This is a genomic window from Motilimonas pumila (genome assembly GCF_003596335.1).
Lineage (GTDB): Bacteria > Pseudomonadota > Gammaproteobacteria > Enterobacterales > CBDFNC01 > Motilimonas > Motilimonas pumila.
On sequence record NZ_QZCH01000001.1, the window covers coordinates 14,321 to 40,706 of the forward strand.

Sequence of the window (26,386 nt, forward strand, 5' to 3'; positions counted from 1 at the left end):
CGCCGTTGATGGCGCCAAACGAACTAGATCTCGACAACCACTTTACCCATACCTTGACCACTGGCCAAACGTGCGTGAGCGTCACCCGCTTGAGTTAAATTAAAGCTTTGTTGGTCTAACACCGGCGTTAAGGCGCCCGCTTCAACAATTGCAGTGATCTGTCTGAGTATTTCACCGTGAGCCGCGCGACGAAATTGATGCAGCATAGGAATAAGCATAAACACGACGTGTAAAGACAAACCTTTAAAGTGTGCTACCGACAAATCCAATTCAACCATTGCCACGGTTGAAGCCACTTGGCCATTAAGCGCTGCAGCATTAAATGAGTTCAGCATGTTGGCACCACCGACTGAGTCAAACACCACTTCAAAACCGGCTCCATCGGTATATTTAGCAACGTAATCTTCAACCGACTCTGTTTTATAATTGATCGCTGTCGCGCCAAGTTGTTCAATTAAAGCGAGTTGACTCTCACCCCCACCAGTGGCGAACACGTCTGCGCCAAAGTGTTTCGCCAGTTGCAATGCAACATGACCCACCCCGCCTGAGCCGCCATGCACTAACACCTTTTGGCCTGTCGTAACGCCAGCGCGCTGCAAACCTTCATAAGCAGTAATGCCCACCAATGGTAATGCTGCCGCTTCGCGCATGGATAGATTTTTCGCTTTGTGGGTAATTAAATCTGCATCCGCGACAATATATTCAGCCAATGTACCTGGTAAGTCTGCTAAACCACCGGCGCAACCATATACTTCATCGCCTACCGCAAAGCCTGTCACGCCGGCACCCACTTCGGTCACAGTACCCGCAAAGTCCATGCCCAAAATAGCCGGTAAATCAGGTGACAAAGGCAACTCTTTTCCCATTTGGCGGATCATCGTATCAACGGTATTCACGCTAGTCGCAGCGATTTTCACCATGACATGACCAGACTTCACTTCAGGTTGTTCAACTTCTGCTAATTGAAATACCTCTGGACCACCAAACTCTTTAATAATCATTGCTTTCATTACTGTTTACCTTCATTTCATTGGATAAATAGAAGTATATTTAATAAAACTAAAATATATAATAGCCTTGAATCTATAATTACTTTATAGAAAATCTATATAGAATGATAACCGTGATCCCCACACAGGCAGCTCAGGTGTTTAAACGCTTGCCGATCAATTTGCTTGAGAGCAAAACTGTGAATCACTTGCCCATCAGTTAAACAACAAGGTAATGCTAAGTGAATATAGAACATTTACGCTTGTTTACCCGCTTAGCCAGCACCCAAAATATCAGTGCTGCGGGTAAGGAGTTTGGATTATCGCCTGCAGTCGCGAGTAATCACCTCAACAAACTTGAACAAGACTTGTCTGCGCGTTTGTTTCATCGCACTACTCGCAAAGTGGTGCTAACAGAAGAAGGCCAATCTTTATTACCTTATGCCATCGACATCTTAGAAAAAGTGACCCTCGCTGAAGCAGCTATTGGCGGTGAAGACCAACAACCCAAAGGCACGTTAAAAGTTTCTGCGCCGGCGTCATTTGGCAGAATGCACTTATTGCCCGCCATGAAACAGTTTTTAAGCTTGTACCCTAAATTGACCATCGACTTTCGTTTGTCGGATACACTCACCGACCCCGTTGCCGGGGGCTTTGACGTGACGATTCGCAACGCGCAATTAGATGACTCAAGCTTGATTGCGCGCAAGCTTGCCGCTGATAGGCGCATTGTGACCGCGGCTCCCGAATACCTCGCACGTTGCGGTGAGCCCGCTCATCCGGCCGATTTATTGCAGCATCAATGCATTAATCTCTCGGGCTTTAACCACTGGAGCTTTGCCACCGAACAAGGTAAACAAACCATCACCACTGCCGGACCTTTGCATACCGATAATGGCGATGTTATTCGGGAAGCCTGCGTGGCAGGACTGGGCATCGCGATAAACTCCAAGTGGAGCGCGTACAAGCAGTTACAGTCGGGAGAGTTGGTTGAAGTGCTGGCGGACTATCCGTTGCAAAGTGATACCGCCATTTGGGCAATGTACTCCAGCCACAAATTACTGGCGCCTAAAATTCGAGTGTTCATTGATTACTTGTTAGAGTATTTTGGCCCTGAGCCATATTGGGAGCAATAAAAAAGCGAGCCTAGGCTCGCTTTTTTATTGCATGAAATTACACTCTCAAAGCTTAACGGCGACGGGCTTTTTTACGCTCACCTGTTTGCTTCATTTGGTGTTTTCGCACCGAGCGACGGATCCGGCGATTTTGATTTTTCGCTGGACGCTTATCTACTTTCGCTTTGCTTTGCGTTTCTGGCCCTAAGCCTACTTCAGCGCGTAAAGCGTTAAGTTCAGGTAATTCAAGCTCGGTCCAGCCACCTTTCGGCAAGGCCTTTGGTAAGTCTAATTTACCGTAACGAACACGGATCAAGCGACTTACTTGCATGCCTTGGCTTTCCCATAAACGGCGAACTTCGCGATTACGGCCTTCACTTAAGGTCACATTAAACCACTCGTTAATACCTTCACCGCCTGACTTTTTGATTTTACTGAAGCTGGCGGGGCCATCATCTAACTCGACGCCATCGGTGAGTCGGGTCAGCATTTCGTCTTCAATTTCACCAAACACACGCACTGCGTATTCACGCTCAATTTCATGGCTCGGGTGCATCATGCGGTTGGCCAGCTCACCGTCGGTAGTGAACAATAACAAACCTGCAGTGTTAATATCTAATCGCCCTACGGCAATCCAGCGGGCACCATTGATGCGCGGTAAACGGTCAAATACGGTTGGTCGACCTTCTTTGTCAAAACGGGTGCACAGCTCGCCTTCAGGCTTGTGATACATCAGTACACGACAAATCACATCTTCTTGCGCCTTAATATCAATAATGCGGCCATCAACGCGTAATACTTGTTTGGGCTCAACCCTGTCCCCGAGTTTCGCCATTTTACCGTCTACGCTGACTTTGTTTGCTGCCAGCAGCTCTTCCATTTTTCGACGAGAGCCTAAACCCGCTCGGGCTAGGACTTTTTGAATTTTTTCACTCATGGCGATTCCTAAATCATGTATCACTACAGGGACATTACGCTAATAATTAGCAGGGTGCGGAGCGCTCTTTATCGAGCGGCCGCGGATTATAACAGCTTTTTAAGCGGCCACCAGCGCGTTTTCTCAGGCAGCCTTGATTGTTTATTCAAATGGCGCGGGGTCGCCCTCGCCAACACGGACCACTGCTGGATCACCTTCCGAAAAATCCACCACTGTAGTGGGTTTTTCATCGAGGTAACCGCCGTGCATGATCAAGTCAACTTGATGTTCGAGCTTGTCGCGGATCTCGTCGGGGTCAAACTCGGTATGATCATTGCCCGGTAAAATCAAACTGGAACTCATTAATGGTTGTTCCAGCTTTTCTAATAACGCTAAGGCAATATTATTATTAGGCACACGAATACCGATGGTTTTTTTCTTAGGGTTCATCAAGCGCTTTGGCACTTCTTTGGTGGCTTTAAAGATAAACGTGTAAGCCCCAGGGGTATTATTTTTCAGTAATCTAAAAGCTTGGTTATCGACCCGAGCATACAATGAAAGCTCAGATTGGTCGCGACATACCAAGGTGAAATTATGATCTTTATCGATTTTGCGTATTTGACAAATGCGCTCCATCGCGGCTTTGTCGCCGACCATACAACCAATGGCATAACCTGAATCTGTGGGATAAACCACTACGCCACCTTGATTGAGGATTTCAACCGCTTGATTAATTAAACGCCCTTGCGGGTTGTCTGGGTGTACGTAAAAAAACTGACTCATGGTAACTTCCTATTGCTGCGGCAACTGCGGTGACTCAGCGAGGTTTCGTTTCACGCTAAGTTCTTGCCAGTCTTGCCAAATTGGCTCGGCGTCTTTAGGTAAATATAGGTTACGACCTAGATCACACCAAGCACTTATTAAATGAAAATCCGACCCTTGGGAAGCTTTTAACTGCGCTTCTTTGGCCCACAAGGCTAAATTTGTTCGTGTTTGCGGTGATTGCTGCGAACTTGCCACTTCTACACCGTCGCCACCTGCGGCTTTAAAGCTTTGAAAAAGGCGCTTTAACCACTTGTTGGATAACTTGTAATGGCTTGGGTGCGCTAGAATGGCCACCCCTCCAGCTTGCTGGATCACGGCGATAGCTTCGCTAAGTTCAGGCCAGTTGTGAGGCACATAACCTGTGTTGCCTCGACTCAAATACTTTTTAAATACGGCCTGAAAATTAGCTGCTACCCCTTGGCTAACAAGGTAACGGGCGAAGTGCGCGCGGGTAATTGCACCTTCTGCCGCCAATGCTTTCGCGCCTTCATATGCGCCTGGAATACGGTTCTTTTCAAGCCTGCGCCCCATTTCCAACGCGCGGTCTTCCCGCCGCTGGCTTTGCTGCGCAATAAACGCCTGTAATGCAGGGTTGTCTGGGTCAAACCGTAAACCCACAACGTGGATCTCGTGGTTTTCCCAGGCCGATGAAATTTCGATACCGTTCATCAAAGTAATAGGTAAGTCTTGTTCGGCAATAAATTGCTTCGCAGGAGCCAAAGCCGCAACCGTGTCATGGTCGGTGATAGCCAATACGTCTACGCGCCGCTCTACGGCTCTTAATACCAACTCCTCAGGAGTTAACAAACCGTCTGAGGCCGTGGTATGAGAATGAAAATCGACTAACATCACTTATCCATAAATATCGCTTGACTTTTACCGTCAAATAAAAGAAAAATTAGGTATTATTTCTATAGCAAAACACCCGAATGACTAATTTAACACATTCTTCTCTAATTTGGTGGTGGCACAATCCAGAATAAGCGGGTTGTGGGGTTTGCTATGTTTAAAATAGATTAAAGAAAACCGACAAAAAGCCCGCAACTAAGCGGGCTTTTTTCTTGTCAGGGTATTAAAAATGATTTTTCAGCTTAAAAAACATAATTGGCGATGGTGAAGCTCATCATTTTCTTAGTAAAAACAGTATTTTAATTTTATCGGAGCCAACCATGAAGCCATCTAATTGCAGTGGTGATTTAACCACTATTAGCCGCAGCGCCACCTACGTGTCTGAGTCGCTGCCGCTGTATCAACATTTAAGTCGTCCAGGCGACAACAGCCTGCTACTCGACTCAGCTGAAATAGACAGTAAAGCGAATTTAAAAAGCCTGATGTTGCTCGACGCCGCGGTCAAAATCACCTGTCACCACCTCGAGGTAACGTTACAGGCCCTGACCGACAACGGCCAACACCTGCTCGCATTTATTGAGCATAAATTACCGGCAGAAGTCAGCGTCACGCCAGAAAGCGACAAACTCTTGCTCACCTTCCCTGAGCCTGACCGCAACTCTGACGAAGACACTCGCTTAAAATCCCTTTCTCCTGTTGACGCCCTGCGCAGCATTATCAATCAAGTCACCGTTCAATCTCCCCTTAACGAAGCCTTATTTCTAGGCGGCGCTTTTTCGTATGACTTTATCGGTACTTTTGAAACCCTGCCAGAGGTGCCAAACGGCACTAACCAATGCCCGGATTATGTGTTTTACGTAGCTGAAACCTTGCTACTCAAAGATCACCAAAACCAAACCTGTCAGTTGTTAGGCTCGGTTTTCAGCGGTGAGCGATTTGAGCAAAACTATCAAACCATAAAGCAAAAGCTGATTGATATTGAACAAGGCTGCGCCAATTTTAACCAAGCAGAATTTGACGATGTTGCGCCGATCACTGATGGCATTCGCGTTGACGTAGACGATGACACCTTTAAAGGCCAAGTGGATACGTTAAAAGAGTACATTCGCAAAGGCGACATATTCCAAGTGGTGCCATCGCGCAGTTTCTCGGTGTCTTGCCCGAGCTCATTAGCCGCATACAGCAAACTCAAGCAAACCAACCCAAGCCCGTATATGTTTTATTTAAACGATGCGGACTTTGTATTATTTGGCGCCTCTCCTGAGAGCGCAATCAAATATTGCCATCAATCAAACGACGTTGAAATTTACCCTATTGCAGGTACTCGCCGCCGCGGTTTTAACCCAGACGGCAGCATCAATAAAGACTTAGACGGGCGCATTGAACTGGAACTTAGGCTCGACAAAAAAGAAATGTCTGAGCATTTAATGTTGGTTGATTTAGCCCGTAATGACGTCGCTCGTATTTCTCAACCAGGCACTCGCCATGTGGCAGACCTACTCAAAGTAGACAGATACAGCCACGTGATGCATTTGGTGTCGCGGGTAGTGGGTAAATTACGCGATGATCTTGACGCGCTGCACGCCTACCAAGCCTGCATGAACATGGGCACCTTAACCGGCGCGCCAAAGATCCGCGCCTCAGAGCTCATTCGCGATACAGAACAACAACGCCGAGGCAGCTACGGTGGCGCAGTGGGCTATCTCACCGGCCAAGGGGAAATGGACACCTGTATCGTTATCCGCTCTGCGTTTGTAAAAGATAAGGTTGCCCACGTGCAAGCCGGCGCGGGTGTGGTATACGACTCAGATCCGCAATCAGAAGCTGACGAAACGCGCAACAAAGCAGCGGCAGTATTAAACGCCATCGCACTGGCTCACGGCACTAACTTAGAGGCACTGAACAATGGCTAAGACACTCTTTTTTCTCGATAACTTTGACTCGTTTACCTACAACTTGGTGGACCAGTTTCGTGACTTAGGCTACCCAGTGCGTATTTTTCGTAATAGCCTAGCCGCCACCACCATTAAACAATTTATAGACCAAGCCCAAGATCCCGTGTTGATCCTGTCCCCAGGCCCAGGTTGTCCCAGTGAAGCCGGTTGTATGCCTGAGTTGATCAAACTGTGCGCAGGTAACGTACCTATGCTCGGCATTTGTCTCGGCCATCAGGCCTTGATAGAGCATTATGGTGGTGTGGTAGGCCCTGCAGATGAAATCATGCACGGTAAATCGTCCAGTATTAACCATTGCCAAGACCGCATGTTTGCTGAGCTGAGTCATCCTTTGCCTGTGGCGCGTTACCACTCCTTGGTGGGAACTTCGGTTCCTGCTGCATTAGAAGTAGTAGCAGACTATAATGGCATGCCCATGGCCATCTATCAGGCAGATGACAACGTCATCGGCTTTCAATTTCATCCTGAGTCGATTCTGACCAGTGAAGGGGCGCAGCTGTTAGAAACCAGCTTAAACCACATTTCACCTAATTTAACTGCTTAAGCTAAGGACAGTAATATGAGCAATGCATTAGAGACACTCTTACAAGGTCAAGACCTTAGCGCAGAGCAAAGTCACGACTTTTTTAATCAGGTGGTACAAGGGAATGTAGATCCTATCGTACTGTCTGCTGCGGTAACTGCCCTCAAGCTAAAAGGCGAAACACCAGCAGAAATTACCGGTGCCGCATCGGCGTTATTGGCGCAAGCGAAAGCTTTTCCGCGTCCGGATTACGATTTCACAGACATTGTTGGTACAGGCGGCGACGGCTACGGCACCATCAATATTTCTACCGCGAGCGCATTTGTAGCAGCCGCTTGTGGCTTAAAAGTGTGTAAACACGGCAGCCGCAGCGTATCGAGTAAATCTGGCGCGTCTGATTTGTTGTCTGAGTTTGGCATCAACATCGACATGACGCCGGAAGTAGCCCGCAAATGTTTAGATGAGCTAAACGTTTGCTTTATCTTTGCGCCGCAATACCATGCCGGTATGCGTTTTGCGGGTCCGGTGCGTGCTGCACTTAAAACCCGTACCATTTTTAACGTTCTGGGACCTTTGGTTAACCCCGCAAGGCCGACCACAGAATTAAACGGCGTGTACGACCCAGCCTTGTTAAAACCGATTGCGCAAGTGCACAAAACGCTGGGGCTTAAGCGAGTGATGGTAGTGCACGGCTCAGGCCTTGATGAATTTGCCTTACACGGCCCAACACAAGTGGCGGAGTTAGAAAATGGCATTATTAAAGAATACCAAGTTACCCCAGCAGATTTTGGCCTAGAGAATCACCCAATTGAAGCCATCTTAGGCGGCGAGCCAGCTGAAAATAAAGTGATTATCGAGAAAATTTTATCGGGTCAAGGCACGCCAGGTCAGCAAAGCGCAGTAGCCATTAACGTGGCAGCCTTACTGGTGTTAAATGATATTGCCGACAACTTCAAACAAGGCGCCGACATGGCCCTTGCGGCAATGAACTCAGGTAAACCTTTACAACTCGTTAAACAACTGGCGGAGATGAGTCAATGTTAGAAAATACAGTATTAGGTAAAATCATTGACGACAAAAAAATCTGGGTAGCTGAACGTAAGCAACAGCAGCCTTTAGCCAGCTTCGAAGCCGACCTAACGCCCAGTGACCGCAGCTTTTACGATGCGCTGCACGCCGACGGTACTCACTTTATTTTAGAGTGTAAAAAAGCGTCGCCATCAAAAGGGTTAATTCGCGCAGATTTCGACATACCACTGATTGCAGGCGCTTATAAAAATCATGCCAGCGCTATTTCCGTGCTGACAGACACCAAGTACTTCCAAGGCGAATTTGAGTACGTTACCCAAGTGCGCAACTTGGTCAGCCAGCCTGTCTTGTGCAAAGACTTTGTGATTGACGAATACCAAATTAAACTGGCCCGTCACTATCAAGCCGACGCAGTGTTACTTATGTTGTCAGTATTGACTGACGAAGAGTACGTGGCCCTTGCAAAAGTCGCCCATCAATACAACATGGGGATTTTAACCGAAGTCAGCAACGACGAAGAGCTTGAGCGTGCTCTTAAGCTCGACGTGAAAATCTTCGGCATCAACAACCGTAACCTGCGTGATTTAAGCACCGATTTAAATCGCACGAAAGAACTGTCACCCAAAATACCGGCCGGTAAAGTCGTCATTTGTGAGTCAGGCATATACACCCATGACCAAGTCAAAGACTTACGCCATCACGCCAAAGGCTTCTTAGTAGGCAGCTCACTGATGGGCCAAGACGACGTCGAACTTGCTTGTCGTAAACTGATTTTAGGCAACAACAAAGTTTGCGGGTTAACCTCAGCAGAAGATGCCCACAAAGCGTATCAAGCTGGTGCGGTATTTGGCGGTTTGATTTTTGCCGAAGGTTCGCCGCGCCAAGTGGACTTAGCCAAAGCGCAACAAGTTCAACAAGGTGCGCCGCTGCAATACGTAGGCGTGTTTCAAAATGCTGAATTAGCACAAGTGGCGCAAACAGCCAACACCCTGAACCTTGCCGCGGTGCAATTACACGGCCAAGAAGACCAAGCCTACATTAGCGATTTAAAAGCCTTGTTACCTGAACACGTGGCCGTATGGAAAGCACTTGGCGTAACGGACGAAGTGCCTGCATTTATCGATAATGCTGATATTCAACTGCTCGACACTCGCATTGGCAAGTTGTCTGGTGGTACGGGTAAGACCTTTGATTGGCGACTGTTAGCCGGGCACCCGAAAAGCCAGCTAATGTTGGCCGGCGGCATCTCTCCAGACAATGCCAACGAGGCGGCGAATCAAGACTGTTTAGGCTTAGATTTGAACTCCGGAGTTGAGTCCGCGCCAGGCATCAAAGATCAACAGAAATTAGACAGCGCATTTGCCGCTATCAGAAAATATTAAGGTAATACCATGAGTAAATTAGACGCGTATTTTGGCGAATTTGGCGGTGCATTTGTACCACAAATTCTAATGCCCGCGCTCAAGCAACTGGAACAAGAGTTTATTGATGCGCAAAACGATCCTGAATTTATTGCTGAATTCAGAGAGCTACTGAAAGAGTATGCTGGTCGCCCAACACCTTTGACTTTGTGTCATAACCTGACCAAAGGTAAAAAGACCAAGTTATACCTAAAACGTGAAGACCTGCTGCACGGCGGTGCCCACAAAACCAACCAGGTGTTAGGTCAAGCCTTGCTGGCTAAGCGTATGGGTAAAACCGAGATCATCGCGGAAACCGGCGCCGGACAACACGGCGTGGCATCCGCATTAGCCTGTGCTTTGTTAGGCCTTAAATGTAAAGTTTACATGGGCGCGAAAGACTGTGAGCGCCAAAAGCCAAACGTGTTTCGTATGAAGCTAATGGGCGCAGAAGTCATTCCTGTTACCTCTGGCTCATCTACCTTAAAAGATGCCTGTAACGAAGCGCTACGTGACTGGACCGCCAGCTACGACAAAGCCCATTACCTGCTTGGCACCGCTGCGGGCCCACACCCATTCCCAACGATTGTGCGTGAATTCCAACGCATGATAGGTGAAGAAGCCAAAGCCCAGCATTTAGAAAAAGAAGGCGTATTGCCGGATAAGCTGATTGCTTGTGTTGGCGGTGGCTCTAACGCCATTGGTTTATTTGCCGATTTTATTGATGATGAGTCAGTTGAACTGATTGGCGTAGAGCCAGCCGGTAAAGGCATCGACACAGACCAACACGGCGCACCGCTTAAACACGGCCGTAAAGGCATCTTCTTTGGCATGCAGTCAATGATGATGCAAGACCAGTTTGGCCAAGTTGAAGAGTCTTACTCTGTGTCTGCGGGTTTAGATTTTCCTTCTGTTGGCCCGCAACACGCTTACCTCAATAGCATCGGCCGCGCCAAGTACGAGTCTGTTACCGATGACGAAGCTCTGGCAGCATTTGAAGCCCTTGCTAAATACGAAGGCATCATTCCCGCACTCGAGTCTGCTCACGCCTTGGCTTACGCTCTGCGCGTGATTGAAGAAGATGATAAAGAGCAAAATATCATTGTTAACTTGTCCGGCCGTGGCGATAAAGACATTTTCACCGTGGCAGAAATTTTTGAAGAAAAAGGAATGCTGTAATGAGCCAAAGATACCAAGAATGTTTTGCAGCATTAGCTGAGAAAAACCAAGGCGCGTTTGTTCCCTTTATTGCACTCGGGGATCCTAGCCGCGAATTGTCGATGAAAATCGTTGACTGTTTGGTTGCTGCTGGCGCTGACGCGCTAGAGCTTGGCATTCCATTTTCCGACCCTGTAGCTGATGGCACTACCATTCAAGACGCCGCTACTCGCGCATTAGATGCTGGCACTACGCCAGACACCTGCTTTGAAATGCTGGCTGAAATTCGTCAAAAGCACCCGCAAGTACCTATTGGCCTATTGCTATATGCTAACCTGGTATTTTGTAACGGCGTTGATGAGTTCTATCAAAAATGCGCCGAAGTAGGCGTCGATTCAGTGTTGGTGGCCGACGTGCCAGTAGAAGAATCTAAGCCGTTTCGTGACGCCGCCATCGCCCACAACATTCAGCCTATTTTTATCGCCCCACCCAACGGCGACGAAGAAACCATGCAACAGGTGGCAGAGCTAGGCGGCGGTTACACCTACCTACTTAGCCGCGCGGGTGTAACCGGAGCAGAGACCAAAGCCGGTATGCCAGTAGAAAGCTTACTGGCTAACCTTAATAAGTTCCAAGCACCGCCGGCGTTATTGGGCTTTGGTATTTCACAGCCACAACAAGTTCAAGACGCAATCGCTGCCGGCGCAGCAGGCGCGATATCAGGCTCTGCCGTGGTAAAAATCATTGAGAAAAACCTCAACGATGAGACGCAATTGCTGGCTGAAATGCACGCTTTCATCAGCACAATGAAAGCCGCTACGCAAAAGTAAGCGAAGCAGAACCCTTGAATGCAAAAACCTCGCCTTTCGCGAGGTTTTTTTATGCCATCAACACGCAAAATGAAATAATTACGACTATTTACCCATTGAGTCAAAAATCGATTAAAATTATAAATAATCTATAAATTCGATATGGGTATATATATGAAATATCTACTGCTATTGATAATAACAGCCAGTGGCACTTTACTTTATCAACAGCAACCTCGTGACCATGCACCGGTGAGCCATTACGCCGAGCTTATTGAGCGCGTAAAAGTAGGCTCTGTCAGCCAAGATGAAGTGAAACAAGGAGTGAAGCTGTTAGCTGAAGATTTTTGCAACGACGACGAGTTTCAACAAACCACCGGCTCAAATACCCAAGAGTGCCTGCAAAAGCTCGCCAGTTATGACGCCATGTGCACTAAACGCATTTTTGCCGATGCCCCGCAAGACTATGAAGAAAAGCAGCAAATAGCACAATTTGCGAAACGCTATACTCACTGCGTAGATACCCTCTAAGCAAAGCTGTAAACACAAGGTATGGCGGCAAGTTAGTCATAAGTGCACTTCCAATTTACATTGTTAGCCAAAGCCTTATTGCTCAACATCACTTAACACCTTGGCCTCATTATCGAGGTAGGCATGACACAAGCATTCTCAACACATCATTAAAAGGTAAGCCAGCTGAAGCGTCAGTGGCTCTCGAGTCTAAGTTTTTAAGCTGGCTTTATTGTTGCCAACTTCATGACATTTATCACCATAGGTGATACAGCTTTTTATCTAAACATTATTCGCTAAGATAAAAGCCGGTATATGATTTCTACTGTGTTGGCATTGCTACACACAGCAAAATCTAATTGTTGAACAAGGCAATAAAAGGACAGCCATAACATGGAAGTATTATTTTTAGAAATAGAGTCAGCTGATTATGACGCTGTAGCCGAAGTGATGTTACAGCTTCGCCCTCACTATGATCAGGCAGGCCTCTTTGCTCAAATACACAAGCAACAAGCTTTAGGTTATCAAGTAGTTTACGTTAAATCCGCGCAGGGTATTTTGGCCGTAGCGGGATTTCAAATAGGTGAAAAGCTGGCTTGGGGCAAACATCTTTATATCGATGATTTGGTGACTAATGCCGATAGTCGCTCTAGCGGAGTGGGACATTTTTTACTTGATTGGCTAAAAATTTACGCACAAGGACAAGGCTGTAAGCAAATACACCTCGACTCTGGCGTGCAACGTTTTGCTGCCCACAAGTTTTATCTACGTGAAGATTTCCATATCGCTAGCCATCACTTTGCCCTGACAGATATTTAAGTCTTAACATCAAAAAACAAGCACAAAAAAGGGGCCTTAACGGCCCCAAAAGTTACTTACAAATTTAACGTCTGGCTTATAGCCCGCTGATGTACTCTTCCATATCGGTACGTAAGTTATCAGACTTAGTACCAAAGATAGCTTGCACACCTTCACCTGCAATCACCACACCTTTAGCGCCAAGGGCTTTCAGTTTAGCTTGGTCAACCGCATCAACTGATTTCACGCTGATACGAAGACGTGTAATACAAGCGTCTAGGTTAGTAATGTTTTCTTTACCACCAAACGCTGCCACGAGTTCTTTTGCCATTTCAGTGCCTTCAACAGCTACGGTATCGGCTTCATCTTCGTCTTCACGGCCTGGTGTTTTCAGGTCTAACTTGATGATGGTGACACGGAAAATAATGTAGTAAACCGCTGCGTAACAAAGACCAAGTAGCGGGAACATCCAACCTTTTTGTGAGTTTGCAAATAACACCACAAAGTCAATGAAACCGTGAGAGAAAGACGTACCGTGAACCATGCCTAGCATGTTAGTAAGTACGAACGCTGAGCCTGCTAATACCGCGTGAATTCCGTAAAGTACTGGCGCCACGAATAAGAAAGCAAACTCGATTGGCTCAGTAATACCGGTTAGGAAAGACGTCAGCGCAGCTGAAATCATCACACCACCCACTTTGGCGCGGTTCTCTGGTTTAGCTGTGTGCCAAATTGCAATCGCTGCTGCTGGTAAACCGTACATCTTAAACATGTAACCACCCGCTAACTGACCAAAACCATTGCCCGCTTCACGAGATGCCGCGTCTGCTACTTGGTAACACGTTAAGATACCAGTTTGCGCTTCACCTGCTGCGTTTACACAGTTACCCGCTTCGAAGAAGAAAGGTACGTTCCAGATGTGGTGAAGACCAAATGGGATCAACGAACGCTCAATTACGCCGTAAATACCAAAAGCAACTTCAGGGTTTTGGTACGCCGCCCAATGTGAGAAAGAGTTAATCACCGCACCAATAGGTGGCCAGACAACAGATAGGATCAAAGCCATCGCGATGCTTAAGAAACCGGTAATAATCGGTACCGCACGTTTACCGGCAAAAAAGCCAAGGTAGTCAGGTAGCTGAATACGGTAGTAACGGTTAAACGCCCAACCCGCTAAACCACCAGCAAGGATCCCCCCGAGCACACCCGTGTCGATTTTATCCACTCCTAGTACGCCGGCCATAACACCTAACGTTGCGACCATGATGCCGTAACCGACGACAGCTGCTAATGCGGCGACACCGTCATTTTTGGTAAACCCTAAAGCAACACCTACTGCAAACAGCAAGCCCATTTGGCCAAATACAGAGCCACCCGCTTGCTCCATGATTTGTGAAACGATGTCTGGCAGAAAACTAAAGTTCGCTGCACCTACCCCAAGTAAAATACCCGCAACCGGCAATACCGATACAGGCAACATAAGTGATTTACCAACCTTTTGTAGATTAGCAAATAGCGCTTTAAACATAATCGCTCTCCTAATAGTAAATTGAACCGGTAGACCGCTTCTAAGTTGTTGCTTACCAGTGCTTAATTAAATTAAAGCACAGAATCACCAAATAGAAACTTGTGTTACTTCAAAAACTTACATAAGCCAATGTAACATAATGTAACATAGCAATAATGATTAAAATCAACAACTTAAAAATAGAACAGGGGAGCGTAAATACACCAAGTTACAACGCCGCTACAGATGAAAGGTAATGTAACCAAGATATGTGAATTTTTCAGGAAAAAACAATCGTTATTATCGGTTTTAAATCACCTCTCTTTGAGGCTTAACACTGTAAAACGACTTTATGCAAATGCTGGTCAAGCAAAGAAAGTCAGTTATAAAAGCTTAACCTGAAGTAAACAAGAGCAGTTTCTGAAAAGCAAAAGCGAGATTAGACGAAATATACTGATCGCCGCCTTATCGTGTTAACGCCGGCTAACGAAAAGCTTCAGGCGCCGCACTCAGTAGCTGCGTTTGTTCCAGCACTTGACAAAAATCTGCAGTTAGAGGTGCAGTAATACACACGGCTTGCTTCGTCACAGGGTGGCAAAACCCTAACTGCGCAGCATGAAGCAGCAGCCGATGATTATTAAACTCAGTTTTGAAAAAAGCATTTTGTTTACCGTCACCGTGACTGGTATCACCGATAATGGGGTGGCGCAAATGGGCACAGTGGCGACGCAACTGATGTTTACGACCGGTTTCTGGCTTGAGTTGAAGTAAACTAAAGCGCGCAGTTTGATAACGGCCAACCGCAAAAGGTAACTCTACCTGACCTAAACAGTCATAACCCGTCACCGCATCTTGCTTGGGTTTATCTTGGGAGGCAAATTTATCAGCCACCTTGTCTAACTCTTGCGTAAGAGCATAGTCGAGATGGCCCGAGTCGCACCAGCCTCTGACTACAGCAAGGTATTCTTTGTGGGTTTCGCGTTCAGCAAATAAAGTCGTCATTAGCGCTGCAACTTCAGAGCTAAGAGCAAATAACAAGACGCCCGAGGTTGGGCGATCGAGTCGGTGTACCGGATAGACATATTGCCCAAGTTGGTCTCGCAGCATTTGCATTGCAAACTGAGTGGCACCTTTGTCCAACCAGCTACGGTGCACCAATAGCCCTGATGGCTTATTAATGGCTACCAAGTACTCGTCTTGATAAACAATTTCTAATTCAGCAATTTGGGGGGTAACAGAGTCAACGTCATCGACTGACGTTGCGGCAACAAATTGCTGAGCTATTGGCGCGTTTTCACTCATCCTTTCACTTCACCTGTGGTACAGAACTGGTCAATCATTCTTAAGGTTTTAATAACACTTCGGGTGTTAGGCACTTGCAAAAATGCTTGTTCACCCATTGGCGCTAACGCCATACGCGTTGGCACCGGCTGCTCATTGGCCAAAATATCCATCATCTTAGGCACAAATACAAACTGTAACCACTGTTGGTACGTCATGGTATCGGCGCAAAAAGGCATTTTACTCTCAAATGCTTTACCGTTAATGAGGTGGTCTTGCCACAGCTCTGCTGCGTGCATTTGCTGACACAGAGTTTTTAATAAGTCTTCTAAAATATCACTTGAATTCATATGTATTCCTTTACATTAAAATTAGTCGCGCCTAAATATACCATCTCTATGGCAATCCCCCTATAATCCCATGCTATTAGTTTGTCAGCAACCAGAGCAGTAAGAGATGGAAATTCACTACCTCAGCGATTTTTTAGAAAAAGCCCAATGCCAATTTCGCATTTATGATCTCGGCCGTAAGGTCAAAAAAATCAGCCCCAGTGATTTCAAAGCGGTAGAGCTAAACCAACGTCCTTACCCTTTTCCGCTGCAGCAACAAGCCTGCATTGCCGTGGTTTTCTGGCAACCGGGCGCAGAGCAACAACATTACATTTGGTTTTTAAAGCTGCCTCTGGATGAGCGCGGCTTATTAAAGGCAGGCCCGCAAACTCACTTTATTCAGCTTGTGGTTGAGGCGTTAGGCAATGAACTACAGAGCCAGCCAACAGAAAAGCAGCAAGAGCGTTTAGCCAATAATCCATACACCTTTAAGCCCGCAGAAAACAAAAAAGCCGTGTTCAACGCCATCATAAACAAGGAGCTGGTTCGTCCTGCTTCGCGTTATTACGAAGATTGCCATGCATATTTAAGTGGTCAACTGGGTTGGTCGAACTGGCAAGATCTTGGGTTACAAGGTTTTGCTGATATTGCCGCACGCTTAGATAGCGACAATAACCAACAACATGTCATGGATGCCCTGCCCCACTTACCGACCGAAGTGTTCTGTAACCTTTGCGAAATGCTAGAGCATCACGCTTTAAGTACTGCGTTGGTTGAAGCTCTGATCATCATCAGTAAAGCGAAACAAAGCGCCGGAGACGATATCAGCGCCATTTTGGCATTACGTGCCACCGCTTCTAGCCCGGCATCAGGGTTAAGGCAAGAATTAATTAAACATCACTTAAACAGCGAACTGGCAGTGAACCCTCAGTGGTACGTGGCCGTAGTAGCTAGATGTTGGCAGGATTTAACCGAGCCGTCGCTGTTGGATGGCTTTTGTGAGGCCGCCGCCCAGCTATCCGAAGGGCAAGTATTTGCGCAGCTGTTTGTAGATTTAGTGGCGCAACCTGAACTTCGCCCCTTGTTGTTACAAAAAATTCGCTCACCAGAGCGCAGCCCTGCCATGGCAAAAGCCGTGTCATTACTCTTTTCATAAGTTGGATCAAGGATGAAAGACTTATTAATACTGTTTGCCGTTTTTCTCATTTGCATGTGGTTTTGGCAACAAAGAAAGCAATCAGAGCGAGCCAAAGTGTTGATAACCAAGCACTGTGAATCGCTTAATTTACAACTGCTGTCGGTGGCGCAAAAAAATATTTGTTTTCGTCCCGGCGCGGACTTTTTCCGTTATACCTTTGAGTTTGAATTTAGCAGTGACACCGAGTCTTGCTACGTCGGTATGCTATACCTTAACGGAGAGTACAAATATCACTTCGAGTTGCCCCCTTATCGCGTGTAAACCCACCGTATAAAGTACCTTTGCTTACGTCGCTCCGGCGCTAAGCAACGCTTTTCATTTCAACTTGACTAACACATTGCAACTGAGTGTTGGTCGAGTGCTCAACGGTTAATACCGGCCCACTTTTACAAGCCTATCATTTAAGTAATCTGACATTTAACAAACCTCGCCATTTAACAAGTAGTTAGGTAATAGAGCTGTAGTTTTTCCTTCCACATGAAACACCTCCAAAGTGATATATAAATAAACCTTTCATCACATTTTGTGAAAAGCCTACTAGCCAATCATGGTGAATCTAAAATACATTCAAGTGATATTCATTAAGTTGTTGAGGTAGTTGATGAAATCCCTATGGAAAGTATTACCATTTACAGTGATTATTGCTGCATGCGGTGGCAGTAATGGTTCCAGTGAGGATATTGGCAGTTCAGTCCAATACAATGCCATAGCCAGCACACAAATAAGCAGCGATAACAGCGACCTACAACCAATTATTGCGACACTCAAAGATTATGACATCATAGGTTTAGGTGAACCCACCCATGGCGGCGCTTTAGCTAACCGACTACGCGGACGAATATTAAAAGGCTTGCACCAAGAAGGAGAGCTGGAATTAATCATCTTTGAAGCAGGCCTGTATGACGGCCTTGCTGCGTGGCAACAATACCTGACTAAGCAACAACCTTTAGTAGAAGCAATCACTGGCCCTCATGCTAACTACATGTTTATGCAACGCCACAGCGCAGACATTGCACAAATAGTGAACTACGTAGACGAACAAGACCAGTTACTTGAGCCTTTGGCTTTAGTTGGTTACGAAGCGCGTTTGACCAGTGATCCAGCTTGCTTAATTCAACCCGGCGAAAGCCGAAGTGTGATGTTCGAAGAACTTTATCAGTACCTTGCGAGTAAAAACATAAACCTCACAGCCATGAACACAATTTATGATATTGCTCCTGTCATGATGTGTAGCTGGTATTTCAACACTCCTTACGAGCAAGCTCAGCACCAAGAGTTAATGGCAGCATTACAACAACTTGAACAAGCGCTTGAGCAACAAAGCCAGCAAGAAGACATTCCAACTTATGACCCTGCTAGCCCGCGAGATTTTCGCCAATATGCCAGTTTCTGGTTACAAATTGCCAAGAGTCTGCAAGGGCAAGCCCTCACAACCTTGCATAATGAGGCTTACGAGTATGCTGACGCACGCTCTGCTGATAACGTGCGTTGGTTACGAGACGTATGGTTTGCCACCAGCAAACAGTCTGCGATTTGGGGCCATAACATTCATGTCTTAAATGATCCTGGAACGGTAACCGACGTGCTTGTGGCGCAAAACCCTGCGCTGTCTGCCTATAATGTTGGCTTTATCCAAGGCAGCGGCGAAGTGGTATTGATGGAGTTTGACTACACCCTGTGGCCAGACACTCGTTATAGCTTCAATTATGACGCAAACACCTTAAACCGACAGCTCTTAAGCGCTGGTTTACCCATTGCTTTTATTGACTTGACGACTGAAAACCAAAACCTGCTTTTGTTCTCCGGTAACTACCCTATTCACTACCACTGGGGCGGCGGAATTCACAATGCTACGGCCAATATTATGAACGGGTTAGTGTTTATTCCGATCGAAGAGCCAACCACAGATAGGTATTGATGCACTTTACGGCGTCTCGAAAACTCTCACAGGCTCCCCTGCGGGAGCCTTCCCTTAGAACGGATGGCGCGAATTTGAGTAAGTGCAATAGAGCTGTCCGCAACGGCAGCCACAGCCAAGATCTCCGCTTTTTGACCGTTCAGTCTCATCAAGCCGAGTTTTTATTTTGCTTTTCCATTGTTAATTCTTACGCAAAAAGAAAGGCTTAAAAAAGCACATTGTTAACGCTGTTTTTTTGTCTCCTTTTGCATTGTGAGCGCTGGATTTTGCTGACTATACTAGAAGCAATATATGCAATGTGCGTTTGGAGGCATTGACGATGGACTACTCACAACCCACGATAAGTCGGTTGTTTAGCCAGTTAGGGTTAGACAATGACGAAGTCAGCATTCAGCGCTTTGCGCGCCAGCATCAGCTTGATAACACCACGCTGTTAGCCGATGCTAAATTTTGGAATGATTCGCAAGCCGATTTTATTCGCGAACAAATTTGGCAAGACTCGGATTGGGCTGAAGTGATCGACCAACTGGATAATATGTTAAGACAAGGCTAAATGCGCTAATATAGCGGCCTCTTTTTGTCACAGAAGCAGCCTATTATCTATGGAAGACGTTATCCGCATTGCCCAACAACTTAACAAAGCTGGGCAAAAACCCACTGTCGCACTTGTAAAGGCGAAGTTAAGCCCGGGCTACCCGCTGCCAAAAATCATTGCTGCGTTGAAAAACTGGCAATCGCACCCTGATTTAACCGAGCAAGCAGAGGAAAATAAAGCGTCAATTGATTCTGACCAAACGTCTGCCACAGCAGCGCCTGCGCCGATTAGCGTCGATCAGTTAATCAAGCTGCAAATCAGCCAATACATAGAGCAACAAGTCACACCGCAAATAACCGAACTGCAACAACAAATTGCCGACCTTAAAGCCCAGTTAGCAGCAAAAGAATAAGCAATGCATATCAACGAGTTAACTTTTGAGTGTTTTCAAGACACCACCTTCTCCCAAGTAGAACAAGCCATCAATCAATACTTGGATGCACTGCGCTACAACGGCCAGATTTTAGGCCGCGAGTTTCCTTTAGCGGTGAAAGAAGCCTGTTTTACGGTGCGCCTTGTGACCCCAGAAAAAAACAGTACACATCAACAATTTTTAAGCCCGCAAGGCCGCAGAGCCGTTGATTTACTGCATCAAGCTGGCGTATTAAGTCCCAAAGTTAAATATATAGGTCCAGATCTTAATTCTCACGCCAGCGACACGTGCGACCAGCGGAACTGGCAAATTCTGTATACCACCTATGTCCACTCTTGTTCTCCGCTACGCTGCGGTGATGACCTTGCGCCAGTGCCTTTGTATCGCATTCCAGCCGTGGCCAACGGCAGCCAAAAGCAAATTATTAAATGGCAAGAAGACTGGGAAGCCTGCGATCAATTACAAATGAACGGTTCAATCTTAGAGCACGCGGCGCTCAAAGAAATTGGTGAAACCAGTTCTGACGTATTTCGCCGTGGTTATGATTTGTGTAAACGCATTCAATACGTCACGAAAGTACCCACTTATTATTACCTGTACCGCGTAGGGGGTGAAAGCCTTAGCGCTGAACAGCAAAGGCGCTGTCCCCTTTGTGACGGTGAATGGGCCTTGCCCGAAGCCCACTTAGACATTTTCGATTTTAAATGTGATAACTGCAATTTATTGTCGAATATCTCGTGGGATCATAAAAAGTAAGCCAAAGCGGTGCATATTTTTACCGAGCTCAAGCGCCACGGCTGAGCTCGGCAGGCGGGAAGCTAGAGTTGTGCGGGTTTAAGCTTGGATAAAAAACTGGCCAGATCGCCTGCTAAAGTTGTGATGATGCCCTTACCTAATTGCTCTAGCACTATCTCACCACTGTCATTAACCAGAGAAATAATCTGCATCTCATCTTCACAGCTGGCAATAAACACGGTTTCAGCTTGGCCAATGCGGCGCTGCATCATCACGTGGGCGATAATATTCTCTTGCAAGCGTTCAAAGTCTTGCGCGTTCCACGCTTGCACCAGCTCTATGGTCATATTGCGTCCCTCATGGTTAAGCTCTGCGCTCACCACGTCTGCGTACCAATAACAAAAAAGGCCACTGAGGTCTGGGTGTAGCTCCATCTCTAGCGCACGGGCAATATTGTCTAGCGAATGAGGCTCACTGAGCGCATGAGGCTGCCACTGTATCATGGCCTCTACCGGCTCACCTTTTTCGCAGGGAGATGGCCAATCGCTGTCATAAGCAACCATAGGCAATTGATTTTGTTGTTGCCACGAGGTTGCACAACGGGCGTAAAATGCAGACAAGCTTTCGCTAGCAGAAGATGCGGACACTGGTTTATGCCTTATAATCAGTTAGAATAGAGCCATTGTAACGACTAATTCGAGACAAACATAGATGTCTAAATACCAAGGCCACCAAGCCCTGGCCGGTTTGACGCTGGGCCAGCAAAGTGATTACTCACACGGCTACGACGCCAGCTTATTACAACCCGTGCCGCGCAGTCTCAACCGCGATGACTTAGGCTTAGTGGCTGGTCAGTTGCCTTTTCACGGCTTTGATAGCTGGGGGTTATACGAGCTTTCTTGGCTTAACAGCAAAGGGAAGCCTGTGGTGGCAACAGGGCAAGTGAGAGTGGACGCAAACAGCGTCAACCTGATCGAGTCAAAGTCGTTTAAGTTATATCTCAATAGCCTTAATCAGCATAAGTTTGCATCCACTGAAGCGGTGCAGCAGGCTTTAACCCAAGACTTGTCGGCATGCGCCGAAGGCCAGGTAGAGGTGGCTTTGCATACCCAGTTAGACACCAACAATGACGTGTTAGGCAGCTTCACGGGCACTTTAATCGATGATCTCGACATCGAAGTAGCAGGGTTTGAATTTAACCCTGACTGGCTTGTTGGTAGCACCCAAGACGAGCTTGTCAGTGAAACCTTGTACAGTCATTTGCTCAAGTCCAATTGTTTAGTCACCAACCAACCAGACTGGGGCAGCGTGCTGATCAAATACCAAGGACGAAAGATACAGCAAGAAAAATTGCTGCAGTACTTGATATCTTTCCGCCAGCATAATGAATTTCATGAGCAGTGCGTGGAGCGTATTTTTCAGGATATAATGCGTTATTGCCAACCTGAGCGATTAACGGTTTTGGCGAAATACACCCGCAGGGGGGGCCTAGATATTAACCCATTTCGCAGTAACTTTGAGACCGAGCTAACAACCCCGAGACTTTTGCGCCAGTAGTTATTTGTTTGTCATGCTGTTGCCATTATCATGTTAGTTTGCGATTAAGCCTATGTGGCTGAATTTTGGAAAATAGATTACGTTGAAGCTCTCTCGTCTTATCCCCTCTTGGTGTCTTTTTATTTGCCTTGGTTGGTTCAGCCTTGGCTTACAGGCCCAAGATATCATCAACATGGATCTCAACCGTGAGCTTGGCGCTGCTTATCAGTTGCACCGCAAAGCGCCGTTGCAATGTATCGAGATTGTTGACGAGTTTCTGTCGGAAAATAAAACCCAACTGCAACAAAGCCGCAACGCTTTCAACAACAAAGACAGCTTTTCACTGAGCTCAGACAATACCCAAGCCATTATTCACGCATTCCAGATAAAGTCCATCTGTTACAGCAAGCTGAAAAACTTGGACCAAGCCCAAGTCAACATTGAAATTGCCATCGAGTTAGCTCAAGTAAACAAGCAATTGTTTGAATTGGCTCATTCACAATTATTGTTTGGGCAACTCTTATTTGACCAAGCACAAAAACCGATAGAGGCACTGCGACAAGTGCAACAAGCCTCTTTACAGGCAGAAAGCTTGTCAGGGGATGAAACCGCTAACCTGCAGTTAGCCATTCACCTTGCACTGGCCGACTTTTACACCCAAAAAGATAAATTCCAACAAGCCAATCAAGAATTAGAAGCGGCCAAGTCTATTGCTAATAAGCTGGGTCAAGCACCGCTCATTGCCTGGGTGAACTTTTACTGGGGCCGTTATTACATCCGTATTTCTCAACCTCAATTAGCATTGAGTCACTACGTGGACGCCAAAAGCATGGCGGAAAATACTCAGGACCAAGAGTTAATCGCCCGTGCTACTCATGAAATTTCTGATATTTACCGGATCCAAGGGAAATTAGACAAAGCCCTGCATTATGCCAACTTATCCGCGTCAGCCTACCAAGAGCTTGAAGACGAGCGCGAACTGGCTCACGCCTTGATTTACATGGCTATTTTGCACCGTAAAAACCAAGAGTACTCCCTTTCAATGGTGTATTTTGGTAACGCCGAAGACTTGCTAACTAACCTTAAAGACGTGCCTGGTATTGCTTTGTGTTACTTTGAAATGGGTAAAACCTTTTTGAAAATGCACAGCGTAGACGAAGCCCGCGACGCGTTAAACACGGCCCGCTTTCAGTTTAAAAAACTCGATGACACTAAGCGCTTAGCCGACACGTTACTGTTACTCGGTCGCCTGAACATTGAGCAAGGTGAAGCCGGCATCGCCCGTATTCAGCTTGAAAAAGTATTGGCTATCAGTGAATCTCTGGCGCTATTAGAGCAACGTGAACGCGCGTATGAGCTTTTAGCAGCAGCCTACGAGCTCACCGGTCATTATCGTAAAGCGATAGAGAACTTTAAACAGTTCCACGCGCTACAGACAAAAATCAAACAGCTTGAATTTACCCTAGAACAGAATAAATTTAATGAGCAGTATCAGTTAATTGAACGTACTCAGCAAATAACGGTATTAGAGCAAGACAACCAAAAGTTGTCAGACAAGCTGCAAATTTTCCTTACCGTTACCGTGGTCATTGCGGCTTTACTGTTTGTGCTGTTTTATCGCTACACCAGCAATTGGCTCAAGCTTAAGCATTTAAAGAACAGCAACAGGCAATTAAACCAGCAGCTAAACCAGCACCCCTCTACTCTGCTGCCGCTGTTTACTGATCAAGTTCAACAGTCTCTCACTCATACGAACCAGCGCCCTGCCGAAATTTTCTGCTTGCTAACAGTGCCGTTTTTGAATGAAATATATCAACAATTTGGCGTCTTAAAAGCGCAACGAATTGAAAAAGAATTTGGTATGTTTTTACAAACGCGACAAAAAACCGGGGAAACCTTTTACCAAGTAAAAGATAACCAACTGCTGTTTATTTGCCCGCGCGAACCGGAACACAACCCGGCAAAAATTGCCGACAAGCTGGCTCAAAAAGTGGATGAATTTGCCAGCAAACACGACCTTAATACCCGTATAGCCATGGGTATGATTGGTTTTCCTTTCTTGCCCAAAGCCCCTGGCGCCATTGACCATAAACGTGGCGTTGACTTGGCATACTTGGCATTATTAGGAGCACAACAATTGCAAGTTCAGCACGAACAAACTTGGCTAGAGTTGTACGCGATAGACTGTCCTCAGGCTGCCTTCTTCAATGGCGACATTTGGCAACTGGGGCAACAAGCGATTGCCAAAGGCTTAGTAAAAGTAAACTGTAATGGCGATAAAACCCTGTTGTCTTGGCCGCTACTGCAAGCCAGCCATCACCATTAATTACGAGTGACTAAGCTGATTAAGATATTTTATATATAAAAGATAAAGATGAATTATGTGATCTTGTGTCACATTTACAACTGGGGCAAAATGGTTTTATAAAATTTGACTCAGTAAATAGTACCAACTAGTCATCAAACGGATATCGGCAAAGCACATATGGAAAACAAACTCGTCTGCCAGCTCATCACGCAACTTGCCAACACTGTTAAGGCGCAAGATCATGAGTTGGACGAAAAACTCGATAAGCTGACACGAAAAATCGTCAGCAGCGGCTCTTACCATGGCGCAGCCAGTGAGCTCCACGCCATTTTAGCTTACCTCGATGAGCACACTGTCGGCCTTAAGCCCGCGATTGCGGAATACGAAGAAAAAGCCAATAACGCCTTGGAAAAACTACAGAAAGTTCAAGGCCTATCGCATTCAATGCACGACGACATTCGCTCGTTTTTATCCGAGCCCGCGCCAAGCTCTTTACACGACCACCAAGAACGCTTGCTGGAAGTGATAGGGTTTTATCAAGAAACCTTAAACACCAAAGAGAAAACCAATCCCGACTTTTTGCGTGAGCGAAATCAAGGCGAAGAAAAGCCAACCGCGGAAATGGACCCTAAAGTGCATGAGCGCACTTGTGATGAACTACAACGCCTTATTACCGAGTTAGATTTCGCCGGTGAATTTGGCGAAGCTCTCTCCCGTGTACGCAGCCAACTGCTGAACGGCGTAGAGCCACAAGCGTTACCGGCAATTTGTCTAAAAATCATAAACTTAATTATCGATGGCACCCGGGAAGAGCGCAAAGCATCTCAAGCATTTTTGTACTCTTTAAACGAAAGCTTAAGCTCATTCCACTATTCATTTAACTCATCAATGAGTGAAACCCGTGGTTTGCACAGTGACCAACAAAACCTGAATGACGAGCTCAAATCGCACATCAAAACTATGGGGCTGCAAATTGACAGTACTCATGACTTATTGCACCTAAAACTGTCTATCCAAGGTCAGCTGAAAGAAATTAACAAGCTATTAGAAACTCGTGAAGATTTTGAGAGTAAAGAAAAAGAGCTGCAAAGCCGCCTGAGCCAAATGGAAGCCAAGCTCAAGCTGATGAAAGAAGAAACATCAGAGTATAAAAAACGTTTAAGCTCGCAAAAGCATAAACTGTTTTTAGACAGCTTAACCCACGTTTATAACCGGGCCGCATTAGACGAGCGCTTAGAGCTGGAATTTAAACGCTGGCAGCGTTATCACAACCCCTTATGTCTGGCCATTGTTGACATCGACTTCTTTAAGCGAATCAATGACAGCTACGGACATATGGCAGGCGACAAGGCGTTAAAAGTCATCGCGCGCGCGCTGCAAAAATCTTTACGGGATACCGATTTTATCGCCCGCTTTGGCGGTGAAGAGTTTGTCATTTTAATGCCGAACCTGGATTCAGAAGATATCGCTATACCGTTCCAAAAGCTGATTGATACCATCAAGGCTATCCCATTCAAATTTAAAGATAATAAAGTTTCCATCACCATTTCAATCGGCACCACCTTATTCAAAGAAGGTGACCAGCCATTAGACGCATTTGAACGTGCCGATCAAGCCCTGTACGACGCTAAACACCAAGGTCGCGACCAGGTTGTGATCAGTCTTTAGGAATAAAGCTGATATAAAGCTATACTAATCATAATGTTAAAGGGGCAATTTTGCCCCTTTAT

The 26,386-nt window shown here is 46.3% G+C and carries 26 protein-coding genes; 18 read left to right on the forward strand and 8 right to left on the reverse strand.

The window, feature by feature from the left end; genetic code table 11:
• Positions 1–23: 23 nt before the first annotated feature.
• Positions 24–1,010, reverse strand: a complete 987-nt coding sequence (locus D1Z90_RS00085) for a zinc-dependent alcohol dehydrogenase family protein (protein ID WP_119908725.1) — start codon at positions 1,008–1,010, stop codon at positions 24–26.
• Positions 1,011–1,231: 221 nt separating this feature from the next.
• On the opposite strand from D1Z90_RS00085, the gene D1Z90_RS00090 reads away from it, so the two are divergent.
• Positions 1,232–2,125: a LysR family transcriptional regulator gene (locus D1Z90_RS00090; protein ID WP_119908726.1), complete on the forward strand. Its 894-nt coding sequence runs from the start codon at positions 1,232–1,234 to the stop codon at positions 2,123–2,125.
• 52 nt (positions 2,126–2,177) lie between these two features.
• Here the strand turns inward: D1Z90_RS00090 and rluB are convergent, their stop codons facing one another.
• From rluB to rnm, 3 genes are all read right to left on the reverse strand, one after another.
• The gene (gene rluB / locus D1Z90_RS00095; protein ID WP_119908727.1) at positions 2,178–3,041 is read right to left on the reverse strand and encodes a 23S rRNA pseudouridine(2605) synthase RluB; all 864 of its coding nucleotides are present in this window, start codon (positions 3,039–3,041) and stop codon (positions 2,178–2,180) included.
• Between the two features lie 141 nt (positions 3,042–3,182).
• Positions 3,183–3,803: an L-threonylcarbamoyladenylate synthase gene (locus D1Z90_RS00100; RefSeq protein ID WP_119908728.1), complete on the reverse strand. Its 621-nt coding sequence runs from the start codon at positions 3,801–3,803 to the stop codon at positions 3,183–3,185.
• 9 nt (positions 3,804–3,812) lie between these two features.
• A complete protein-coding gene (gene rnm / locus D1Z90_RS00105; RefSeq protein ID WP_269777019.1) occupies positions 3,813–4,697 on the reverse strand; it encodes an RNase RNM in 885 nt (294 codons plus the stop codon).
• A gap of 317 nt (positions 4,698–5,014) precedes the next feature.
• Here rnm and D1Z90_RS00110 point away from each other — a divergent pair, with 317 nt between their 5' ends.
• The 8 genes from D1Z90_RS00110 (at position 5,015) to D1Z90_RS00145 (ending at position 12,897) form a co-directional block, all read left to right on the forward strand.
• The gene (locus D1Z90_RS00110; protein ID WP_119908730.1) at positions 5,015–6,607 is read left to right on the forward strand and encodes an anthranilate synthase component 1; all 1,593 of its coding nucleotides are present in this window, start codon (positions 5,015–5,017) and stop codon (positions 6,605–6,607) included.
• Positions 6,600–7,193: an aminodeoxychorismate/anthranilate synthase component II gene (locus tag D1Z90_RS00115; protein ID WP_119908731.1), complete on the forward strand. Its 594-nt coding sequence runs from the start codon at positions 6,600–6,602 to the stop codon at positions 7,191–7,193. The genes D1Z90_RS00110 and D1Z90_RS00115 overlap by 8 nt, the downstream gene beginning before the upstream one ends.
• A gap of 15 nt (positions 7,194–7,208) precedes the next feature.
• Positions 7,209–8,216, forward strand: coding sequence for an anthranilate phosphoribosyltransferase (gene trpD / locus D1Z90_RS00120; RefSeq protein ID WP_119908732.1), 1,008 nt, complete (start codon positions 7,209–7,211; stop codon positions 8,214–8,216).
• Positions 8,210–9,583, forward strand: a complete 1,374-nt coding sequence (gene trpCF, locus D1Z90_RS00125; protein ID WP_119908733.1) for a bifunctional indole-3-glycerol-phosphate synthase TrpC/phosphoribosylanthranilate isomerase TrpF — start codon at positions 8,210–8,212, stop codon at positions 9,581–9,583. Before trpD ends, trpCF begins: the two co-directional genes overlap by 7 nt.
• A gap of 9 nt (positions 9,584–9,592) precedes the next feature.
• Positions 9,593–10,780, forward strand: a complete 1,188-nt coding sequence (gene trpB / locus D1Z90_RS00130) for a tryptophan synthase subunit beta (protein ID WP_119908734.1) — start codon at positions 9,593–9,595, stop codon at positions 10,778–10,780.
• A complete protein-coding gene (gene trpA / locus D1Z90_RS00135) occupies positions 10,780–11,589 on the forward strand; it encodes a tryptophan synthase subunit alpha (protein WP_119908735.1) in 810 nt (269 codons plus the stop codon). Before trpB ends, trpA begins: the two co-directional genes overlap by 1 nt.
• A gap of 153 nt (positions 11,590–11,742) precedes the next feature.
• On the forward strand, positions 11,743–12,099 hold the full coding sequence (locus D1Z90_RS00140) for a hypothetical protein (RefSeq protein ID WP_119908736.1): 357 nt from the start codon (positions 11,743–11,745) through the stop codon (positions 12,097–12,099).
• 372 nt (positions 12,100–12,471) lie between these two features.
• Complete coding sequence (locus D1Z90_RS00145) at positions 12,472–12,897, forward strand: GNAT family N-acetyltransferase (RefSeq protein ID WP_119908737.1); 426 nt, start codon at positions 12,472–12,474, stop codon at positions 12,895–12,897.
• A gap of 76 nt (positions 12,898–12,973) precedes the next feature.
• On the opposite strand, the gene ptsG is transcribed toward D1Z90_RS00145, so the two are convergent.
• From ptsG to D1Z90_RS00160, 3 genes are all read right to left on the reverse strand, one after another.
• The gene (ptsG, locus tag D1Z90_RS00150; protein ID WP_119908738.1) at positions 12,974–14,404 is read right to left on the reverse strand and encodes a PTS glucose transporter subunit IIBC; all 1,431 of its coding nucleotides are present in this window, start codon (positions 14,402–14,404) and stop codon (positions 12,974–12,976) included.
• Positions 14,405–14,866: 462 nt separating this feature from the next.
• Entirely contained in the window at positions 14,867–15,685 is an 819-nt protein-coding gene (truC, locus tag D1Z90_RS00155) for a tRNA pseudouridine(65) synthase TruC (RefSeq protein WP_119908739.1), read from the reverse strand.
• Entirely contained in the window at positions 15,682–16,014 is a 333-nt protein-coding gene (locus tag D1Z90_RS00160; RefSeq protein WP_119908740.1) for a YqcC family protein, read from the reverse strand. Before D1Z90_RS00160 ends, truC begins: the two co-directional genes overlap by 4 nt.
• A 106-nt stretch (positions 16,015–16,120) precedes the next feature.
• Between D1Z90_RS00160 and D1Z90_RS00165 the strand changes: the two genes are divergently transcribed.
• The 6 genes from D1Z90_RS00165 (at position 16,121) to D1Z90_RS00190 (ending at position 20,833) form a co-directional block, all read left to right on the forward strand.
• Complete coding sequence (locus tag D1Z90_RS00165) at positions 16,121–17,149, forward strand: DUF3549 family protein (protein ID WP_119908741.1); 1,029 nt, start codon at positions 16,121–16,123, stop codon at positions 17,147–17,149.
• A gap of 12 nt (positions 17,150–17,161) precedes the next feature.
• Complete coding sequence (locus tag D1Z90_RS00170; RefSeq protein ID WP_119908742.1) at positions 17,162–17,452, forward strand: DUF3301 domain-containing protein; 291 nt, start codon at positions 17,162–17,164, stop codon at positions 17,450–17,452.
• Between the two features lie 340 nt (positions 17,453–17,792).
• Entirely contained in the window at positions 17,793–19,109 is a 1,317-nt protein-coding gene (locus D1Z90_RS00175) for an erythromycin esterase family protein (protein ID WP_119908743.1), read from the forward strand.
• 319 nt (positions 19,110–19,428) lie between these two features.
• Positions 19,429–19,662 carry a DUF2789 domain-containing protein gene (locus D1Z90_RS00180; RefSeq protein WP_119908744.1) on the forward strand — a complete coding sequence of 78 codons (234 nt, stop codon included), beginning with the start codon at positions 19,429–19,431 and terminating at the stop codon, positions 19,660–19,662.
• 49 nt (positions 19,663–19,711) lie between these two features.
• Positions 19,712–20,056 (forward strand): hypothetical protein, encoded by a 345-nt coding sequence (locus D1Z90_RS00185; protein ID WP_119908745.1) that lies wholly within the window; start codon positions 19,712–19,714, stop codon positions 20,054–20,056.
• 3 nt (positions 20,057–20,059) lie between these two features.
• Positions 20,060–20,833: a Zn-ribbon-containing protein gene (locus D1Z90_RS00190; RefSeq protein ID WP_119908746.1), complete on the forward strand. Its 774-nt coding sequence runs from the start codon at positions 20,060–20,062 to the stop codon at positions 20,831–20,833.
• Between the two features lie 62 nt (positions 20,834–20,895).
• On the opposite strand, the gene syd is transcribed toward D1Z90_RS00190, so the two are convergent.
• Positions 20,896–21,459 (reverse strand): SecY-interacting protein, encoded by a 564-nt coding sequence (syd, locus tag D1Z90_RS00195; RefSeq protein WP_158587016.1) that lies wholly within the window; start codon positions 21,457–21,459, stop codon positions 20,896–20,898.
• Positions 21,460–21,523: 64 nt separating this feature from the next.
• On the opposite strand from syd, the gene queF reads away from it, so the two are divergent.
• The 3 genes from queF to D1Z90_RS00210 all read left to right on the forward strand — a co-directional run bounded on the left by queF (position 21,524) and on the right by D1Z90_RS00210 (position 26,324).
• Positions 21,524–22,369 carry an NADPH-dependent 7-cyano-7-deazaguanine reductase QueF gene (gene queF, locus D1Z90_RS00200; protein ID WP_119908748.1) on the forward strand — a complete coding sequence of 282 codons (846 nt, stop codon included), beginning with the start codon at positions 21,524–21,526 and terminating at the stop codon, positions 22,367–22,369.
• Between the two features lie 82 nt (positions 22,370–22,451).
• Positions 22,452–24,674: a tetratricopeptide repeat protein gene (locus D1Z90_RS00205; RefSeq protein WP_119908749.1), complete on the forward strand. Its 2,223-nt coding sequence runs from the start codon at positions 22,452–22,454 to the stop codon at positions 24,672–24,674.
• Positions 24,675–24,833: 159 nt separating this feature from the next.
• Entirely contained in the window at positions 24,834–26,324 is a 1,491-nt protein-coding gene (locus D1Z90_RS00210) for a GGDEF domain-containing protein (protein WP_119908750.1), read from the forward strand.
• The last annotated feature ends 62 nt before the right edge of the window (positions 26,325–26,386 follow it).

Coding starts and splice junctions, on each gene's coding strand:
- trpD (WP_119908732.1), top strand. CDS start 7,209: ATGAGCAATGCATTAGAGACACTCTTACAAGGTCAAGACCTTAGCGCA.
- D1Z90_RS00100 (WP_119908728.1), bottom strand. CDS start 3,803: ATGAGTCAGTTTTTTTACGTACACCCAGACAACCCGCAAGGGCGTTTA.
- trpCF (WP_119908733.1), top strand. CDS start 8,210: ATGTTAGAAAATACAGTATTAGGTAAAATCATTGACGACAAAAAAATC.
- rluB (WP_119908727.1), bottom strand. CDS start 3,041: ATGAGTGAAAAAATTCAAAAAGTCCTAGCCCGAGCGGGTTTAGGCTCT.
- ptsG (WP_119908738.1), bottom strand. CDS start 14,404: ATGTTTAAAGCGCTATTTGCTAATCTACAAAAGGTTGGTAAATCACTT.
- D1Z90_RS00115 (WP_119908731.1), top strand. CDS start 6,600: ATGGCTAAGACACTCTTTTTTCTCGATAACTTTGACTCGTTTACCTAC.
- queF (WP_119908748.1), top strand. CDS start 21,524: ATGTCTAAATACCAAGGCCACCAAGCCCTGGCCGGTTTGACGCTGGGC.
- trpA (WP_119908735.1), top strand. CDS start 10,780: ATGAGCCAAAGATACCAAGAATGTTTTGCAGCATTAGCTGAGAAAAAC.
- D1Z90_RS00085 (WP_119908725.1), bottom strand. CDS start 1,010: ATGAAAGCAATGATTATTAAAGAGTTTGGTGGTCCAGAGGTATTTCAA.
- D1Z90_RS00110 (WP_119908730.1), top strand. CDS start 5,015: ATGAAGCCATCTAATTGCAGTGGTGATTTAACCACTATTAGCCGCAGC.
- D1Z90_RS00190 (WP_119908746.1), top strand. CDS start 20,060: ATGCATATCAACGAGTTAACTTTTGAGTGTTTTCAAGACACCACCTTC.
- D1Z90_RS00140 (WP_119908736.1), top strand. CDS start 11,743: ATGAAATATCTACTGCTATTGATAATAACAGCCAGTGGCACTTTACTT.
- D1Z90_RS00170 (WP_119908742.1), top strand. CDS start 17,162: ATGAAAGACTTATTAATACTGTTTGCCGTTTTTCTCATTTGCATGTGG.
- D1Z90_RS00185 (WP_119908745.1), top strand. CDS start 19,712: ATGGAAGACGTTATCCGCATTGCCCAACAACTTAACAAAGCTGGGCAA.
- D1Z90_RS00160 (WP_119908740.1), bottom strand. CDS start 16,014: ATGAATTCAAGTGATATTTTAGAAGACTTATTAAAAACTCTGTGTCAG.
- D1Z90_RS00145 (WP_119908737.1), top strand. CDS start 12,472: ATGGAAGTATTATTTTTAGAAATAGAGTCAGCTGATTATGACGCTGTA.
- D1Z90_RS00165 (WP_119908741.1), top strand. CDS start 16,121: ATGGAAATTCACTACCTCAGCGATTTTTTAGAAAAAGCCCAATGCCAA.
- trpB (WP_119908734.1), top strand. CDS start 9,593: ATGAGTAAATTAGACGCGTATTTTGGCGAATTTGGCGGTGCATTTGTA.
- D1Z90_RS00180 (WP_119908744.1), top strand. CDS start 19,429: ATGGACTACTCACAACCCACGATAAGTCGGTTGTTTAGCCAGTTAGGG.
- D1Z90_RS00175 (WP_119908743.1), top strand. CDS start 17,793: ATGAAATCCCTATGGAAAGTATTACCATTTACAGTGATTATTGCTGCA.
- D1Z90_RS00210 (WP_119908750.1), top strand. CDS start 24,834: ATGGAAAACAAACTCGTCTGCCAGCTCATCACGCAACTTGCCAACACT.
- truC (WP_119908739.1), bottom strand. CDS start 15,685: ATGAGTGAAAACGCGCCAATAGCTCAGCAATTTGTTGCCGCAACGTCA.